Here is a 16,903-nt window from a genome sequence, read left to right on the forward strand (position 1 = left end):
AACTTTAAGTGCACCAAGAATATTTTCTATCCCCACAAAAAATATTGCTTCGTGCATTATCCACTAATTCTATGGTTCAAATATAAGTTAGCCTTGCGTTTTATACTATACGTACTAACACGTATTTTTGGTGATTAATATCATTTATAATTTCAAACAATAATAGTAACTTTCACTTTATGAAAAAACCAACTAAAATTGCAGTTTTAACCAGTGGTGGCGATGCACCTGGAATGAATGCCGCAATCCGAGCTGTGGTTAGGTCCTGTGCGTATCACAAATTAAGCTGTATTGGTGTTTATCGGGGTTTTCAAGGTTTAATAGAAGGCGATTTTAAAGAACTTGGGCCACGTACGGTTAAGAACATTATAAACCGTGGAGGTACTTTTTTAAAATCTGCACGTTCTAAGGATTTTAGAACTGAAGAAGGTAGAAAAAAAGCGTATAGCAACTTAAAAAATGAGCGCATTGAAGCTTTGGTAGTAATTGGTGGCGACGGTACCTTTGCGGGAGCTTCGGCCTTTATGCGCGAATTCAATTTTCCTGTTGTTGGCATTCCAGGCACTATTGATAACGACATTAATGGAACAGATTTTACCATTGGTTACGATACGGCTTTAAATACCGTGGTAGAAGCTATTGATAAAATAAGAGATACTGCAAATTCGCACAACCGACTATTTCTAGTAGAAGTAATGGGGCGCGATGCTGGCGATATAGCTTTAAATGCAGGTATAGGAGCAGGAGCGGAAGAAATTTTAATCCCGGAACAAAATATGGGGCGTGGGCGATTGTTGGAATCGTTAAGCCGAAGTAAGAAATCTGGCAAAACTTCGAGTATAGTTGTTGTTTCTGAAGGGGATGAAGCCGGAAAAAATATTTTTGGACTCGCAAAATACATAGAAGAAAATTTAACCGAATACGAGGTAAGAGTTACGGTGCTAGGCCACATCCAACGTGGTGGTTCACCCAGCTGTTACGATCGGGTACTGGCGAGCAGGTTGGGCGTTGGAGCAGTTGATGCCCTCTTGCGGGGAGAAACGAATGTTATGATTGGTATTGTTCACAATAGCGTAGTTTCGGTACCTTTTTCGGAAGCCATAAAGGGAAGTAATGCCATTGATGAAGAATTAATTCGCGTTGCCGACATTATTTCAATCTAACTAAGTGCTATAAATTAAAAGCACTTATAAATTCAATAATAAAAATTTTAAAACATATATGATAAAAATAGCAATTAATGGCTTTGGCCGAGTAGGGCGCTTAGTCTTTAGAGTAGCAGCCACAAGGGAGGATATAGAAATAGTAGCCATAAACGATTTACTGGATGTAGAACATCTGGCTTATTTATTAAAATACGACTCCGTACACGGAAAATTCCCTGGAACAGTAGCGGTAAAGAATAAAGAACTATGGGTTAACGGAAATAAAATTCGCGTAACTTCACAAGAACGCCCCGAAAACCTAAAATGGGACGAAGTTAATGCTACAATTGTAATAGATTGCACCGGTATTTTTAAGGAAGTAGATTCTGCTGCGGCACATTTAAAAGCAGGAGCAAAAAAGGTAATAATTTCTGCACCTTCAAAAACAGCTCCTATGTTCGTTATGGGCGTTAATCACAAAAATGTAAAACCAACTGATACAATAATTTCAAATGCTTCTTGTACTACAAATTGTCTTGCGCCATTAACCAAAATAATAAATGATGAATACGGTATAGTTGAAGGCTTAATGACTACTGTACACGCCGTAACAGCCTCTCAGGCTACCGTAGATCAGCCTTCAAAGAAAAATTACAGGATCGGAAGAAATGCACTCAGCAATATAATTCCTACAAGTACGGGTGCCGCAATTGCCGTAACCAAAGTTATTCCGGAGCTAGAAGGTAAACTAACGGGTATGGCATTCCGGGTGCCAACTACAAATGTATCTGTAGTAGATTTAACTGTCCGTACCAAACAACCAACAACCTACGATGCAATAAAGACCCTTTTTAAGAATGCAGCTGACAATGAATATAACGGAATTGTAAATTATACTGAAGATCCCGTAGTATCGCAAGATTTTATTTCGGACCCCTATATTTGTACTTTCGATGCAAATGCAGGTATAGCGCTTAATGATAATTTCTTTAAGTTAGTGGCCTGGTACGACAACGAATATGGCTACTCCGCAAAACTTGTAGATTTGGCAGCACATATTGCAACTATATAGATTATGATTTTAATAACCGACGGTGGCTCTACCAAATGCGATTGGGTCTTACTAGATAAGTCTGGCAACGTGCTCTTAAAAACAGCAACTTTAGGATTAAATCCTACGGTGGTTCCCAAAGACGAATTACTGCTTCGTATTGCTTCAAATACAGATCTAAAAAATGTTTTTGAGCAAATTGAAATCCTGAATTTTTATGGCGCGGGATGCGGAACCATTTCTCCGCGAACTATTTTACTAGAAGTATTACAAACACTTTTTCCGAAAGCAAAAGTAAGCGTTGCCGAAGATTTGGCAGCTGCGGTTTACGCTGCCACTACTAAACCTGGAATTGTATGTATTTTAGGTACAGGCAGCAATAGTTGTTACTTTGATGGTACCGAAATTCACGCGCCAATTGCATCATTGGGCTATATTTTAATGGATGAAGCTAGCGGAAATTATTTCGGAAAGCGATTAATCCGCGATTACTTCTACCGCCACATGCCGGATGAAATTGCTTTAGAATTTGAAAAATGCTTCAATTTAAATGCAGATGAAATTAAAATGAATTTGTACAAAAAACTAAATCCAAATGCATATTTGGCTTCTTTTGCGCAATTTATTTTTGCACAGCCCGAGCACCTACTTAATTTTGACACATCCAAAACCGGTGCAAAGAAAATAAACCCATATTTTTACGAGTTAATTAAAGAAGGCATTACACAATTTATTGAATGTAGGGTGCTGTGTTTCGAAAATGCGCGCGAGGTGCCCATTCATTTTATAGGCTCAATAGCTCATTTTTCAAAAGATATAATTAAGGATTGTTTTAATGAATACAATCTTGAACTCGGAAACATTGTGCAGCGTCCCATAGATGGACTCATTGAATATTATAAGGATAGCATTTTAAAATCACAGATCTAAACCCGCAAATTAAAGATGTCATTACCCGCCGTAAATCCTACTAAAACTGAAGCTTGGAAAGCGCTTGAAAATCACTTTCAAAATATAAAAGAACATCAAATGCAGCAGGTGTTTTCTGAAGATAGCAAAAGGGCCAATCGCTTTAAAATTGAATGGCAAGATTTTTATTTCGATTTTTCCAAAAATAGAATAACCGATGAAACGATATCACTCTTGTTAAAATTGGCCGAAGAGGTAAAGTTGAAAGAAGCCATAGACTTACAGTTTTCGGGAGCAAAAATTAACAAAACCGAAGATCGAGCAGTATTGCACACCGCCTTGCGCAATTTTGATAGTTTGAAACCCGAGGTAAAGGATACGCTGCAAAAAATGCAATACTTTTCAGAAAAAATTATTGGTGGCGCGCATAAAGGTTTTTCAGGAAAATCTATTACCGATGTTGTTAATGTAGGTATTGGCGGCAGTCATTTGGGGCCGGAAATGGTTACCGAAGCTCTCAAGTGTTATAAAAACCATTTAAACGTTCATTTTATCGCAAACATAGATGGCGATGAAGTTGCTGAAAAACTAAACAGGTTAAACCCTGAAACTACACTTTTTATAATTGTTTCAAAAAGTTTTACAACACAGGAAACGTTGGTGAACGCTTCGGTAATTCGGAATTGGTTTTTAGAAAATACATCTAAAGACGATATTCAAAAACATTTTGTCGCTGTTTCGGCAAATGTTGATAAAGCAATGGATTTTGGTATTTCGGCAGACAATGTTTTTCCCATGCCGGATTGGGTTGGTGGTAGGTTTTCGCTTTGGAGTGCAGTGGGACTATCTATTTCCTGTGTCGTTGGTTTTAAAAATTTTGAAGCCATGCTTTTTGGTGCTTTTGAGGCCGATAAACATTTTAAAAGCCAACCCTTTAAAAAAAATATACCTGTAATAATGGCGCTGCTCTCGGTATGGTACAATAATTTTTTTGGAGCCGAAAGCGAAGCAGTGGTTCCTTATTCGCATTATTTACATAAACTTGTTCCGTATTTACAACAGGCCGTGATGGAGAGTAACGGTAAAAGTGTTGATAGAAATGGCGAAAGTGTAAATTATCAAACCGGCACTATTGTTTGGGGCAGTGTGGGTACCAATGCGCAGCACGCTTTTTTTCAATTGCTACATCAAGGTACAAAATTAATTCCAACAGATTTTATTGGTTTTAGTGAACCCTTGCACGGCAATCTTGAAAATAACAATATTTTAATGGCGAATTTGTTTGCGCAAACTGAAGCGTTGTGGGAAGGCACCCAGTTAAAGACCGTTGAAAGTACTTTTAAACATTTTGAAGGAAATAAACCTTCCAATACAATTTTAATAAAGAAATTAACGCCCAAGAATTTCGGAAGTTTAATTGCTTTATACGAGCATAAACTTTTTGTACAAGGAATTATTTGGAATATTTTTAGTTACGATCAATGGGGAGTGGAGTTAGGAAAAACAGTTGCAAAAACTACATTAAAAGCTATTGAAAATCAACAATTATCGCTGTTGGAAAACGCTTCTACAAAAAATCTTGTTTCAAAAATAGTTGAGAAATAGCACGGTATTTTAGACTGCTTTTCATTTGCAATTTCCTTTTGTCCATTTTTTAATTCCTGCACGTTCCGCTTCACAACTATTGCTGTAGTTTTTATTATTGCAGCCGCAAACTGGATCGTATAAATCTGGGCAGGCTATTTTGTATGTTTTGGTAATTTCTTCGTAACAATCCTTATCTAAGTCTTTTAATGGAATGGAATCCGGAGCTTTTGGTTGCTCATAACCTTCTGGCGGTTCTGGGGTTTGTGGAGTTTCTACGGTTACGGTATTTTGTTTTCCGTCGTTGCATCCCGAAAAGCTAAATAGAAATACACTCACGGTACACAGTACGAAACAGATGAATATTTTTTGCTTAGTTTTCATATTATCGTATTTATAAAAGAACTATCAAGTTACAAAAATTAGCTTTTGCCAGGTAGTAACTTGATAGTTTTTAGATGATTATTAAATTGAAACAATAATTAATCTATGTCGTTTTTATTTTTCGGATTTGAAATTCGCGATCCTTTTAAAGACGTTTTCTTAATCATTCTCTGTGCTTGTGGCGATTCCTCAGCCGCGGCAATTGCCTCTGGCGGATTGTTTAGAGCAGAAACAATCCCAATGTAATCGAAGGTAATGCTGGGGCTTTCTTTTACCTTTGGCAACATTATATCTACCTGAAAGAAATATGCCGGTTGAATGTAATTTTTTCCGCCATCGTAGTATGCCAAATACATATCCTTTATTTTAAATTTAGCTTCTTTTCCGTAGTCCTTCATAAGTTGGCGTTGCATTTCCATTTCGGCTTGTTTTGCATTTTTTAATGACGACTTGCCAACAGCTTTACTTGAAGTTTTTTCCACTTCTTTCCATCTAGATTTTACACCTACAATTTCACCTTTATTGCCTACGTGTACGATAATTTTTGAACCCGCGCCATATACAGGCACTCCATTTAACATTCTACCATAGGTAATTGTACGCAGCACATCCATTACTTCTTCAGAACCAGCAGCAGAGGCGCGTAAACCACCAGAATGCATCATTTTCAGTTCTTTTAAATTGGCCGGTGCAAGTCCGGTTTCTTTAAGAAAAGAAAGCGAAATATCTTTTGCTTTTTCTGGATCCGGTAACCGGATACTGGCTTTTTCGTAATAGCCATCCATTCCTTTACTGAAAGACAAAGTACCGCTTTTTAGATCTTGCTCGTAAAACGCAGAAGGGTCTTTTTCGCTAAAGGTTAAAACTTCCTTTATAGAAGATGGTACCATTCCTTTGGCGGCTATACTTTTTGCAGCAACTTGCTGAAATTTTTTCATCTTCTCTGGCTTAACTGCCGATGTAGAATATACATACATATCGCCCTCTTGATAGGTAATTAGGTTTTTATATGCAGTAGGCGCAACAGTAAGGTTTTTAATAGGGGTTGTTTTTTTATTTACAAATGAAGACATTGTAAATATTGAAATCACGATGGTTCCAATTGTAAATAACGATGTTTTATATGATTTTTTCATTGTGTAGTTTTTTAATTTATTATTAATATTGCCAGTAAGTGTACATTCCTCCGGTTCCTGGCGCGGGATCGCTAGCATAGGAACCCAATCTGTCATTGGTGCAACCTCTACCTACAATTACACTTGCCAATCCCGGATACGGATAATTGCTCCCGTATTGTGGGTCGTAATATGAAGGATTAAAAATCCAGAAGCGTTCTTCGTCAACAGCATCAAACCATGATTGCCAAACAGCCCCATTATTTTTAAGCTTACAGGCGTAGTTGTTAGGTATTCCATTGTCGGAATGGCTTAGTGTATGAAAACCAACCAATTGGTGCATGCCACCAAACATTGCATTATAATCGCTCCACCAATTAGATTTTTCGGGTCGCGAAGATACCGTGTAACACGATTCAATTATCATAAATTCTAAATCGTCTCCCGAGTTTCCGTATTGGGGTACTGTTTTTAGGTTTACTCCCAAGCCCAAACTTTGATTGGTTTGGATGTAATGATAATTACCGTGACCAGCTACATAGGCTAAATCCATAGCATCTACATAATTTTGGTGCGAAGTGGTAAATTCATATGGTTCTGCCCAATAATACTGCTCGTATTGCCAACTGTGGGAACCAATGTTTTTTGGGCTTTGGAAATTTTTTATAAAATTCCATACATTTCTAACAAACCGGCTTTCAGCCTGATCTACGTAACCGCCAATTTTGCGGCTTCCTGAAAAGGAAATTGTGCTAAATATCAAAACGAAACTAACAGCTAGAATCAATTTTGAATTTTTTGAAATTTGGTTGAACATAATGTGTTTGTATTTAAGTTGTTAATATTAATTTGAAACTTTTCACGTTTCAATCTCGGCAAATATAAAAAAGAATCTTTCGGACAATAGAAGTTAAAACACTGTTTATCAATAGGTTAAATCCTATTTTTTAAATAGGTAATTCCCTGAAAGAAAGTCAGGAAAATTCCTATTTCTTCGTTGTAAATAATGGGTAAATGCGGTTTTAAAATAGTAATTCGCAAAAAATTAGTACCTTACTTTCAATAATCTCCCCTTCAAGTCAAAAATTAAATTACTATGCTTACAAAAGTATACGGAAGCGCAGTCTTTGGCGTTGAAGCCACAACAATTACGGTTGAAGTAAATGTAGATATTGGCGTAGGCTATCATTTGGTTGGTTTGCCGGACAATGCCATTCGCGAAAGCAATTTTCGGATTGCAGCAGCATTACAAAACAACGGCTACAAAATTCCCGGAAAAAAACTTATATTAAATATGTCGCCCGCAGATCTTCGGAAGGAGGGCTCGGCCTACGACTTAACTTTGGCAATGGGCGTATTAGTGGCAACGGGACAAATTGCCGAGCTAAATCCACTTTCGGAATATATTATTATGGGCGAATTGTCTTTAGATGGAAACTTACAACCCATCCGGGGTGCATTGCCAATATCCTTAAAAGCAAAAGAAGAAGGGTTTAAAGGCTTTATTCTTCCGAAGCAAAATGCAAAAGAAGCTGCTATCGTAGAAGGAATTGACGTTTTTGGTATTGATAATATTAAAGAAGTAATTGATTTTTTTAATAAAAACATTCCGTTGACCAAAATTGAAGTGGATATGGAAGCCGAATTCTACAATCATTTGGAACATCCCGAATTCGATTTTGCAGATGTAAAAGGACAAGAGTCTATAAAGCGTTGTATGGAAATTGCTGCTGCAGGTGGGCATAATATAATTTTAATCGGACCGCCTGGTTCAGGTAAAACGATGCTTGCTAAAAGACTGCCGAGTATTTTACCACCGATGACGTTGCAGGAAAGTTTGGAAACAACAAAAATTCACAGCGTTGCTGGACGTACAACGGAAAAAGGGGGCATTATGACTTCGCGACCCTTCCGCAGTCCACATCATACCATAAGCGATGTGGCCTTGGTTGGAGGTGGGCAATATCCACAACCTGGAGAAATTAGTTTGGCACATAATGGCGTACTATTTTTAGATGAATTACCCGAATTTAAACGTGGGGTTTTGGAGGTAATGCGGCAGCCATTAGAAGATCGCGATGTAACCATTTCGCGGGCTAAGTTTACAGTAACCTATCCTTCCAGTTTTATGTTAGTGGCTAGTATGAATCCAAGTCCGGGAGGATATTTTAACGATCCCGATGCGCCTGTAATGTCATCGCCAGCAGAAATGCAGCGGTATTTAAGTAAAATTTCGGGCCCACTTTTAGATAGAATTGATATACATATTGAAGTAACACCAGTGCCTTTTGAAAAACTGAGTGATGCACGTCGCGGTGAAGCCAGTATAGTTATTCGGGAGCGGGTTTCCAACGCCCGGAAAATTCAATCAGAACGTTTTATGGATTCTGAAAATGTTCACTACAATGCCCAAATGGGCGTAAAGCAAATTCGAAAATTTTGCAAGCTCGATGAGGCTTCACTTCAACTTTTAAAGACTGCGATGGAACGATTGAATCTTTCAGCCCGTGCCTATGATAGAATTTTAAAAGTGGCTCGCACCATTGCAGATTTGGAAGCTTCCGAAGAAATTAACGGCAATCATATTTCTGAAGCTATTCAATACAGAAGTTTGGATCGGGATGGATGGTTTGGGTAAATTACTTATTACATCTTTTTAAAGTAGGTTTTAACTTATTTTTAAGATTGAAGCCAACTTCCCGCACTATCTTTAAAACTTTCTTAAAAAACCAATTTATTATGTTTAAAATTTCCATTAAAACCAGTGCCGTGGTATTAGCCTTAACTGCACTAGTTGTTTTCTCCTGTAAAACAAAACAAGAGGTTAGCGGTGATGATAACGCCAAACTTTCCGTAGAATTTGAAAAATACGAGCTGGAAAACGGTCTAGACGTAATTCTTCATCAAGACAGTAGCGATCCAATTGTATCGTTGGCAATTCAATACGGAGTAGGTTCAAATCGCGAAAAAACGGGACGTACCGGTTTTGCACACTTGTTTGAGCATATGCTTTTCCAAGAATCTGAAAATGTGCCACAGGATCAATTCTTTAAAACAATTCAAGATGCTGGAGGAACATTAAATGGTGGCACTTGGAAGGATGGAACTATTTATTATGAAGTTGTGCCGAAAAACGCAATGGAAACAGTAATGTGGCTTGAAAGCGACCGAATGGGCTTTTTAATCAACACCGTAACTGAAGCTGCTTTTGAGAACCAACAAGAGGTAGTACAAAATGAAAAACGACAACGCGTGGATAATAATCCGTACGGGCACACAAGCTACGTTATAGACAAGAATATTTATCCGGAAGGCCATCCATATAACTGGCAAGTAATTGGCGAATTAGAAGATTTGCAAAATGCAACCGTGGAAGACGTAAAGGAATTTTACGATCAGTTTTACGGACCAAATAATGCAACCTTGGTATTAGCTGGAGATTTTAATACGGCGGAAGCTAAACAAATGATTGAAAAATATTTTGGTGAAATAAAGCGCCGCCAGGAGGTGGAGCCACTTAAACCACAACCTGTAACACTATCTGAAACTAAAAGACTTTATCACGAAGATAATTTTGCCACCGCGCCACAATTAAATATGGTTTGGCCAACGTTAGAACAATACACCGAAGATGCGTACGCATTAGATTTTTTGGGCGAAATACTTTCCCAAGGTAAAAAGGCGCCATTATATAAAGTTTTGGTTAAGGAAAAGGATTTAACTTCACGTACAACCGCCTATAACAATTCAAGTGAATTGGCTGGAAGTTTCCGTATTTCTATTACGGCAAATAATGGTGTAGATTTAGATGCTATAGAAAACGGTATTAATGAAGCTTTTGCTCTTTTTGAAAAAGAAGGGGTTACAGATCGCGATATTGAGAGAATTAAAGCTGGATTAGAAACGCAATTTTACAATGGAATTAGTAGTGTGTTAGGAAAATCATTTCAGCTTGCCCGTTACAATGTATTTACAAACGATCCCGGTTTTATTACTAAAGACATCGAAAATATTAAAAAAGTTACCAAAGAAGATGTTATACGTGTTTACAATAAATACATAAAGGATAAGCCGTATGTTATGACGAGCTTTGTTCCAAAAGGACAAGTTGAGCTCATTGCCGAAAATTCTACAAAAGCAAATGTAGTAGAAGAAGAAATAACGGAAAATGTAACCAAAACAGTTGAAGAAACAACTTCTGAGGTGGCAAAGACTCCATCAAATTTTGATCGTTCAGTGGCACCAACCCAAGGACCATCGCCAGAGCTTTCAATTCCTAAAATATGGGACACAACATTAGAAAATGGCCTCCAAGTTTCTGGAATCGAGCAAAACGAAATACCAACCGTAAACTTTAGTTTGGTGATTGAAGGTGGTCATTTGTTAGACAATATGAAAAAGAACGGTGTCGCAAATTTAATGAGCGACATAATGATGGAAGGTACTGCAAATAAAACGCCAGAACAACTGGAAGAGGAGATTGATCTATTGGGTGCTAGCATTAGAATGTACACCACCAATGAAGCTATCGTTATCCGCGGAAATACGTTAACCCGAAATTTTGAAAAAACAATAGATTTAGTAACCGAAATTCTTTTGGAACCACGCTGGGACGAAGAAGAACTTGCGCGTATAAAAACTAAAACCATAAATCAGATAGAGCGTTCTGATGCAAACCCAAATGTAGTAGCTAATCGAGTTTACAGTAAGATTTTGTACGGGGATGATCATATTTTCAGCTACCCAACCATTGGCACTGTAGAGTCAGTAGAAGCTATTACAATGAACGATTTAAAAGAATTTTATACCACAAATTTTTCACCTTCCATTAGCACATTTCAGGTTGTTGGTAAGATAGATAAAGAGTCTGTTTTAAAGGATTTACAAGGGCTGGAAGAGCGTTGGACGGCCAAGGATGTTACCATTCCAGACTATCCCGTAGCCAACAATCGCGACAAGGCTTCACTTTATTTTGTAGATATTCCGAATGCGAAACAATCTGTAATTAATATTGGATACATCGCTTTGCCAAGAACAGATTCAGATTTTTATCCAGCCGAAGTAATGAACTATAAATTAGGGGGATCTTTTTCTGGAAATGTAAATTTAATTTTACGCGAAGAAAAAGGATATACTTATGGTGCGCGTACAGGTTTTAGTGGAAGCAAAATTCCAGGAACATTTACCGCTTCATCAAGTGTTAGAACAAACACCACAGGAGAATCTGTTGCCATTTTTAGAGATCAAATTTCGGCATATAAAGACGGCATTTCACCGGAGGATTTAGAATTTACAAAAAATGCACTTATAAAATCGAATGCGCGCCGCTTCGAAACACAGGGTTCACTATTAGGGATGTTGCAGGAAATAAACGAATACGATCTTCCAGTAGATTATATTGAAAAAGAAGAAACAACAGTGCGCAACATGACTTTGAAACAGCACCAAGCTTTGGCGAACAAATATTTAGATGCTTCAAAAATGGCTTATTTGGTTGTGGGCGATGCAGCTACACAATTTGAACAGTTTAAAGATATGGGCTTTGACGAAGTAAAACTTCTCGACAAAAATGGAGAAGAAGTTAAACTTGAAGATGTGAAATTGTAATAATTTTATTGAAGTTAGATTACCACGAATACACTAATTTGCATATACATATTAGCGCATTCGTGGTTTTTTTAATTAGTATCTTTATGCAAATTCAATATTTTAATGAAAAAGTACTACTTTCTTCTTCTATCAGTCTTGCTTTTTTTTGGCTGTAAAAACGATGCAAGCAATACAATTAACACGGACGAATCTTTAGAAACTTCTATAAAGAAGTTTCCAGAACCCAGATTTACAGTAGCTGAAGCCAACAAGCTAATTGAACTCCCACTGCATTGTGTGGGTAACGCTTATCCCTACAAACCTAGCCACACCTTAGCAAGTAAAGCTAATCTGGTTGAACCCAAGTCTGTGCATCCAATATTTTATGGCTGTTTTGACTGGCATAGCGCGGTACACGGCTATTGGTCTATGGTTAGTTTATTAAAACAATTTCCAGAAATTGATAAAGCTAGTGAAGTTCGCGATTTACTAACAAAAAATATAACGCCCGAAAATGTAGCAACCGAAGTAGCTTTCTTTGAAAAACCAATTAATAAATCATTTGAACGAACCTATGGCTGGGCGTGGCTTTTAAAACTTTCTGAAGCATTACATACTTGGGATGATCCCATGGCCGAACAATTGTCAAAAAACCTAAAGCCTTTAGCTGATGTAATTGTAATTCGGTATAAAGAATTTTTACCAAAACTAAATTACCCCATTCGCGTTGGTGAACATACCAATACTGCTTTCGGGCTCGCGTTTGCTTATGATTATGCCGTAACTTTTGGTGATGGAGATTTAAAACAGCTAATAATAAATCGTGCCCGAGATTTCTATATAAATGATAAAAACTGCCCTATAAATTGGGAACCCAGTGGATACGATTTTTTATCACCTTGTTTGGAAGAAATAGATATAATGCGTCGCATTCTTTCCCACAAAGAATTTACACATTGGATTGATACATTTTTACCAAAGCTCGCTCAAGAAAATTATCAATTAAAAGTAGGGGAGGTGAGCGACAGATCTGATGGTAAACTTGTGCATTTAGATGGCTTAAATTTTAGCCGAGCTTGGGTGTTTTATGGTTTGGCTAAGCAATTTCCAAAATACAACCACCTTAAAAATATTGCAAACGAACACCTAGCATATTCATACCCCAATCTCGTGGGCGATAGTTATGAAGGGGGCCATTGGTTGGGGAGCTTTGCTATCTATGCGTTAAATACGCTACACGAGAAGTAGACTAATGCGTGCGATTTTCCTTTAAAAATTCTCGGCGAATTCCTTGTAATAAAAGCGAATAGGTTAAAGTTTTGCTTTTATCGTGCAACACTTTTAAAGCACAAAACTGAATAATATTTAAAATATTGGAACCTGTTAATTCGTATTTTTTTGAAATTTCTTCCCAACGAATGTCCTCTGAAATAATTAGCTTTTTCGGAAGATTCGTTTTCCAAATTTCTTCTCGTTGTTTTGGTCCCGGCATTTCAAACGAAATTAAAGACTGAAATCTGCGGGTAAAAGCCTCGTCTATATTATCTCTAAAATTTGAAGCTAATATTATTAAACCTGGATGTGACTCCACGCGTTGAAGCAAATACGAAACTTCTTGATTGGCGTATTTATCGTGAGCATCGCGAACATTTGTACGTTTCCCAAAAATGGCATCGGCTTCATCAAAAAATAAAATCCAATTTTTATGTTTTGCTTTGTTAAATAAATTTGAAAGATTTTTTTCTGTTTCTCCAATATATTTTGAAACCACGGTTGAAAGATCAATTCTATAAACAGGCTTTTTTGTGTATTTACCCAAAAGACTCGCCGTTAAAGTTTTTCCTGTACCCGGAGGCCCGTGAAAAAGTACGCGATATCCCGCTTTTAAACGTGTATTCATTCCCCAATCGTTAAACAATCGTTCGTTTTGCTGTAACCATATTTCCAATTCTTTAATTTGCTGAAGTGTTTTATCACTTAAAATTAGATCATTCCAGTTTAATTGGGTTTCTAGTTTTTCAGCTGGAAATTGTGTGCTTAACTTGGGCGCGGGAATTTCGCCCGTAGTAATTTGATATAAAAACTCTGTATCAACTATGAGTTTACCGCTCGTTAGAGGCTCTCCGTATGTAGCATTTTCTATGTAGAAAATATTTCTTTTAGCGAACAAATGATCTTCGGAAAAAAGGTGCAAACATTGCAATCTGTGTGAAAAATTGGTTCCGCCTATAATAAATTGAACTGTTTCACCCGTAGGCAATATCCCACGATGATTATGACCCTTTACTCCGCCAAATTGTATAAAATCGGTTCCGTTTGGAAATTCTTTTGAAATAGTATCATGTAAAAATGAAGGAGAAAATGAAGGTACCACTGCCAAAAGCAGCGCGACCGTTTCGGTTTTTGATAGTTTTTCTTCTTTTAAAAACCTTCCTAAATTAGACTTCCCTAGTTTCTTTAATTCAAGAATTGGCGATTGCGTATCAAAATCTGCCGTATTATTTCTTATTCGCCATACTATTATGGTTTCTAAAAAATTAAAGATTTTCTTTAATTCTACTTCTTTTGTATTTGCCATTAATTAAATTAAATATTTCGTAATTCTATATTTTGTTATTAGAACGGATAGATTTTAATATATTAAAATTCTCTTGGTGCACTAAAGGAATGCAAATGGTTAATGTAATTTTCAATTGTGGTGGGGGGGAAATAACTTATAAAATTGACAACCCCATCAGTAAGGCCTAAAAATACTGCTATTCCAATCTCTGGGTATATCCAGGCTTTATCTTCCATATATATTACGTCGTAGTAGTAATTAAGTTTAGTATTTGATTTAGGCAACTGTTGGAGTTTTTTCGAAACTTTTTCTGTGTTAGAAAACGTTTTAATAAGGTCTATCTTAATTATTTTGTTATTTGCTGTCCATATTTTAATAGCATTAAGCTTTTTAACACCAAACTTTATATCATAATACGCCACCTCCTCATTTTCTTTACCCAGATGGGTTTCAACGGCGTTTGATTGTGATTTTCTAAAATGATTTAAAACGGGTAAAAGTTCGCAACTCTCCATTGAAACTGGAACCGTAAAATTATCTACTGTTTTAGTTGTAATATTCTTTATACATTCAATGTTAGTCATAAGTTTTACTTATTTATTTTTTTAGCAATTTAAGGTTACTCTTATTATTGAATTAAATTTATTTTTCCCTTAAAAAAATACCCCATTACATTACTGGTGCCCACAATTCCAGCAATTTTTTCAGCATTTATTCCTTCAGAATAATAATGATTTGTGTAAATATCACTTTTAGTGGAATCATAGAAAGGACCTTCAACACTTTTCCTTAAGGTGTGATCGGAAAGGTTTAGATTATTCCAAACTATTTTGCTGAAATATTCGGGCATGCCTTCTCTTAATACTTTTCCGCCCTCTTTGTCTTTCAGGCTTTCTCGATAATTAATTGCGTCTTTATGTTCTAATGTATGTATGTATTCGTGGATAATAGTGGCAAAATTTCCCCACATATACTTTCTGTTGTCATCATTGTTGGAGCTTTTGTAACGTTGAAGAAAGACTTTTCCATCGTCTGCATATCCGGGCCAACCCAGGTGGGTTAGGACCAATTCTTTTTTATATGTTATGGACAGCTCCTTTATTATTTCTTTTACCACCGTAGCTTCTGGCTCTCTTTTTTGAATGGCGTTGTATTTTTTGTTTATTGGTTCAACTCTGGCGCTTTCAATAATTTTCTGTACCCGCCAATTTGCCCAGGCTTCTTTTATGGCATCCTTTTCTTTGGGGGATTTCCCCTTTAATTTTGCTTTTTTATTCTCCCACCCATCGAAAAGGTTCGTTCCAAAAACAAACTCTTTTCCTTTTTTTAAGTTACCATAAACTTTGTCTGTTTCGTTCTTCGAAACTTTTGCTAAAGCTTCTACATCATTTTTGTCGTGTAAATTTTTTTTGTTTCCTCTTAATGCTTCTTTACCTTTTCCTAAGTGATTGTATTGTGCGATTACATATTTTTCGGTAAGCGCTTTAAGTTCAGTTTTATAAGCTGCTGTTTTGGCTTTATCAAATATAGGATCCTTTCCGGTTTTAGGGTCTTTTTTTACCTCGGTATTCATCGCTTCTTTTACAGCAGCTTTTTCATCCGTTGTAATTGTTCGCGTTTGTGCATCCAAAGTGGCATCATCTATTCCCGAAAACTTTGTATGTTCAATTTTATGTCCTGTGAATTCTTGGTCAAACTCGCTCATAGTTATTGGGCCAACAACTCCATCTTGCTCCTTTTTGGGTAATTTTCGAGCTTTTTGAAATTCAATTACCTGCGCTTTCGTTTCACTTCCAAAATCGCCATCAATTCCATAGTGCTTTAAAATAAATCCAGCATCGGTCAATGCTTGTTGTATAATTCTAACATGAGCGCCTTTACTGTTCTTTTTAGTACTTACCAGTTGGTTTCCATCCAAAACATCTTCCAAAAGTGCGTCACCACCAAAGCGGGGAGAGGCCAAATCCTTTTTTTGAATTTTCTGAAATCTACCATTCTGTTGCTGCAAAGTATGGGTTAACTCATGTGCTAAGAGATGTTTACCGGCCGAAGTAGCTGGTGCATATTTTCCAGTATTAAAATAAATATCTTTTCCAGAAGTAAATGCTTGGGCTCCCAATGCTTTGCTCATTGAAACTGCATTAGTGTCTGTGTGGATCTTTACATCGCTAAAATCTGCCCCAATTCCTGTTTCCATTTCTTGTTTAGCTTTACCCTTTAAAGGCGTGCCGTGGCCTTTGGTACTTTTTATTTTTTGTTCAAAATTCTCGGGTGCGATTTTTTGAAATTTAGAAGACTTCATTTGTAGCACTTCCTCACTAACTTCACTATTCTTTCTCTGAACCGGGGTAGCAGGAAAAAAGGTATTGGGTTTTTGGGAATCTTTCTGCGAACCGGATACCACTTTATCAGCAACCGAATCTGCTTCTTTTTCGAAATTATCATTGGCTTTTCCAACCGAAAACTTGGCTTGAATAAATAATGGATTTGTTCCAGAATTTGAATGAATACGGGAGTTTCCCGTAGTTTTTGGATTATGTGTACTTTTAGTTAGCTTAAACATAAC

Annotated in this window: 13 protein-coding genes; 7 read left to right on the forward strand and 6 right to left on the reverse strand. The window is 36.8% G+C overall.

From position 1 onward, the window contains the following. The first annotated feature begins 179 nt into the window (after window positions 1–179). Genes pfkA through pgi form a run of 4 tightly spaced genes read left to right on the forward strand, consistent with a single transcriptional unit; the run spans window position 180 to window position 4,710 of the window. Entirely contained in the window at window positions 180–1,163 is a 984-nt protein-coding gene (pfkA, locus tag VZD24_RS01715) for a 6-phosphofructokinase (protein WP_279447758.1), read from the forward strand. Window positions 1,164–1,221: 58 nt separating this feature from the next. Continuing rightward, on the forward strand, window positions 1,222–2,217 hold the full coding sequence (gap, locus tag VZD24_RS01720; RefSeq protein ID WP_279447759.1) for a type I glyceraldehyde-3-phosphate dehydrogenase: 996 nt from the start codon (window positions 1,222–1,224) through the stop codon (window positions 2,215–2,217). Window positions 2,218–2,220: 3 nt separating this feature from the next. Beyond that, a complete protein-coding gene (locus VZD24_RS01725; RefSeq protein ID WP_342686496.1) occupies window positions 2,221–3,126 on the forward strand; it encodes an N-acetylglucosamine kinase in 906 nt (301 codons plus the stop codon). A gap of 15 nt (window positions 3,127–3,141) precedes the next feature. Continuing rightward, a complete protein-coding gene (gene pgi / locus VZD24_RS01730) occupies window positions 3,142–4,710 on the forward strand; it encodes a glucose-6-phosphate isomerase (RefSeq protein WP_342686495.1) in 1,569 nt (522 codons plus the stop codon). A 21-nt stretch (window positions 4,711–4,731) separates the two neighbouring features. On the opposite strand, the gene VZD24_RS01735 is transcribed toward pgi, so the two are convergent. The 3 genes from VZD24_RS01735 to VZD24_RS01745 all read right to left on the reverse strand — a co-directional run bounded on the left by VZD24_RS01735 (window position 4,732) and on the right by VZD24_RS01745 (window position 6,975). Continuing rightward, complete coding sequence (locus VZD24_RS01735) at window positions 4,732–5,073, reverse strand: Kazal-type serine protease inhibitor family protein (protein WP_279447762.1); 342 nt, start codon at window positions 5,071–5,073, stop codon at window positions 4,732–4,734. A 98-nt stretch (window positions 5,074–5,171) separates the two neighbouring features. Further along, window positions 5,172–6,209: a hypothetical protein gene (locus VZD24_RS01740; RefSeq protein ID WP_342686494.1), complete on the reverse strand. Its 1,038-nt coding sequence runs from the start codon at window positions 6,207–6,209 to the stop codon at window positions 5,172–5,174. 22 nt (window positions 6,210–6,231) lie between these two features. Continuing rightward, the gene (locus tag VZD24_RS01745) at window positions 6,232–6,975 is read right to left on the reverse strand and encodes a DUF6345 domain-containing protein (protein WP_342686493.1); all 744 of its coding nucleotides are present in this window, start codon (window positions 6,973–6,975) and stop codon (window positions 6,232–6,234) included. Between the two features lie 309 nt (window positions 6,976–7,284). Between VZD24_RS01745 and VZD24_RS01750 the strand changes: the two genes are divergently transcribed. The 3 genes from VZD24_RS01750 (at window position 7,285) to VZD24_RS01760 (ending at window position 13,025) form a co-directional block, all read left to right on the forward strand. Then, the gene (locus tag VZD24_RS01750) at window positions 7,285–8,826 is read left to right on the forward strand and encodes a YifB family Mg chelatase-like AAA ATPase (RefSeq protein ID WP_342686492.1); all 1,542 of its coding nucleotides are present in this window, start codon (window positions 7,285–7,287) and stop codon (window positions 8,824–8,826) included. A gap of 101 nt (window positions 8,827–8,927) precedes the next feature. Beyond that, window positions 8,928–11,795 carry a M16 family metallopeptidase gene (locus VZD24_RS01755; protein ID WP_342686491.1) on the forward strand — a complete coding sequence of 956 codons (2,868 nt, stop codon included), beginning with the start codon at window positions 8,928–8,930 and terminating at the stop codon, window positions 11,793–11,795. Between the two features lie 105 nt (window positions 11,796–11,900). Continuing rightward, complete coding sequence (locus VZD24_RS01760; RefSeq protein WP_342686490.1) at window positions 11,901–13,025, forward strand: DUF2891 domain-containing protein; 1,125 nt, start codon at window positions 11,901–11,903, stop codon at window positions 13,023–13,025. A gap of 1 nt (window position 13,026) precedes the next feature. Here the strand turns inward: VZD24_RS01760 and VZD24_RS01765 are convergent, their stop codons facing one another. The 3 genes from VZD24_RS01765 to VZD24_RS01775 all read right to left on the reverse strand — a co-directional run bounded on the left by VZD24_RS01765 (window position 13,027) and on the right by VZD24_RS01775 (window position 16,900). Beyond that, entirely contained in the window at window positions 13,027–14,355 is a 1,329-nt protein-coding gene (locus VZD24_RS01765) for an ATP-binding protein (protein WP_279447768.1), read from the reverse strand. 62 nt (window positions 14,356–14,417) lie between these two features. Then, window positions 14,418–14,921 carry a hypothetical protein gene (locus tag VZD24_RS01770; RefSeq protein WP_342686489.1) on the reverse strand — a complete coding sequence of 168 codons (504 nt, stop codon included), beginning with the start codon at window positions 14,919–14,921 and terminating at the stop codon, window positions 14,418–14,420. 44 nt (window positions 14,922–14,965) lie between these two features. Further along, window positions 14,966–16,900, reverse strand: a complete 1,935-nt coding sequence (locus VZD24_RS01775) for an eCIS core domain-containing protein (protein ID WP_342686488.1) — start codon at window positions 16,898–16,900, stop codon at window positions 14,966–14,968. Between the last annotated feature and the right edge of the window lie 3 nt (window positions 16,901–16,903).

The sequence above is a fragment of the Aequorivita flava genome (genome assembly GCF_038742595.1).
In the GTDB taxonomy this organism is placed as follows: domain Bacteria; phylum Bacteroidota; class Bacteroidia; order Flavobacteriales; family Flavobacteriaceae; genus Aequorivita; species Aequorivita marisscotiae.

Bases quoted from the DNA above. Each gene is read 5' to 3' on its own strand.
- pfkA (WP_279447758.1), top strand. From the start codon at position 180: ATGAAAAAACCAACTAAAATTGCAGTTTTAACCAGTGGTGGCGATGCA.
- gap (WP_279447759.1), top strand. From the start codon at position 1,222: ATGATAAAAATAGCAATTAATGGCTTTGGCCGAGTAGGGCGCTTAGTC.
- VZD24_RS01725 (WP_342686496.1), top strand. From the start codon at position 2,221: ATGATTTTAATAACCGACGGTGGCTCTACCAAATGCGATTGGGTCTTA.
- pgi (WP_342686495.1), top strand. From the start codon at position 3,142: ATGTCATTACCCGCCGTAAATCCTACTAAAACTGAAGCTTGGAAAGCG.
- VZD24_RS01735 (WP_279447762.1), bottom strand. From the start codon at position 5,073: ATGAAAACTAAGCAAAAAATATTCATCTGTTTCGTACTGTGTACCGTG.
- VZD24_RS01740 (WP_342686494.1), bottom strand. From the start codon at position 6,209: ATGAAAAAATCATATAAAACATCGTTATTTACAATTGGAACCATCGTG.
- VZD24_RS01750 (WP_342686492.1), top strand. From the start codon at position 7,285: ATGCTTACAAAAGTATACGGAAGCGCAGTCTTTGGCGTTGAAGCCACA.
- VZD24_RS01755 (WP_342686491.1), top strand. From the start codon at position 8,928: ATGTTTAAAATTTCCATTAAAACCAGTGCCGTGGTATTAGCCTTAACT.
- VZD24_RS01760 (WP_342686490.1), top strand. From the start codon at position 11,901: ATGAAAAAGTACTACTTTCTTCTTCTATCAGTCTTGCTTTTTTTTGGC.
- VZD24_RS01765 (WP_279447768.1), bottom strand. From the start codon at position 14,355: ATGGCAAATACAAAAGAAGTAGAATTAAAGAAAATCTTTAATTTTTTA.
- VZD24_RS01770 (WP_342686489.1), bottom strand. From the start codon at position 14,921: ATGACTAACATTGAATGTATAAAGAATATTACAACTAAAACAGTAGAT.
- VZD24_RS01775 (WP_342686488.1), bottom strand. From the start codon at position 16,900: ATGTTTAAGCTAACTAAAAGTACACATAATCCAAAAACTACGGGAAAC.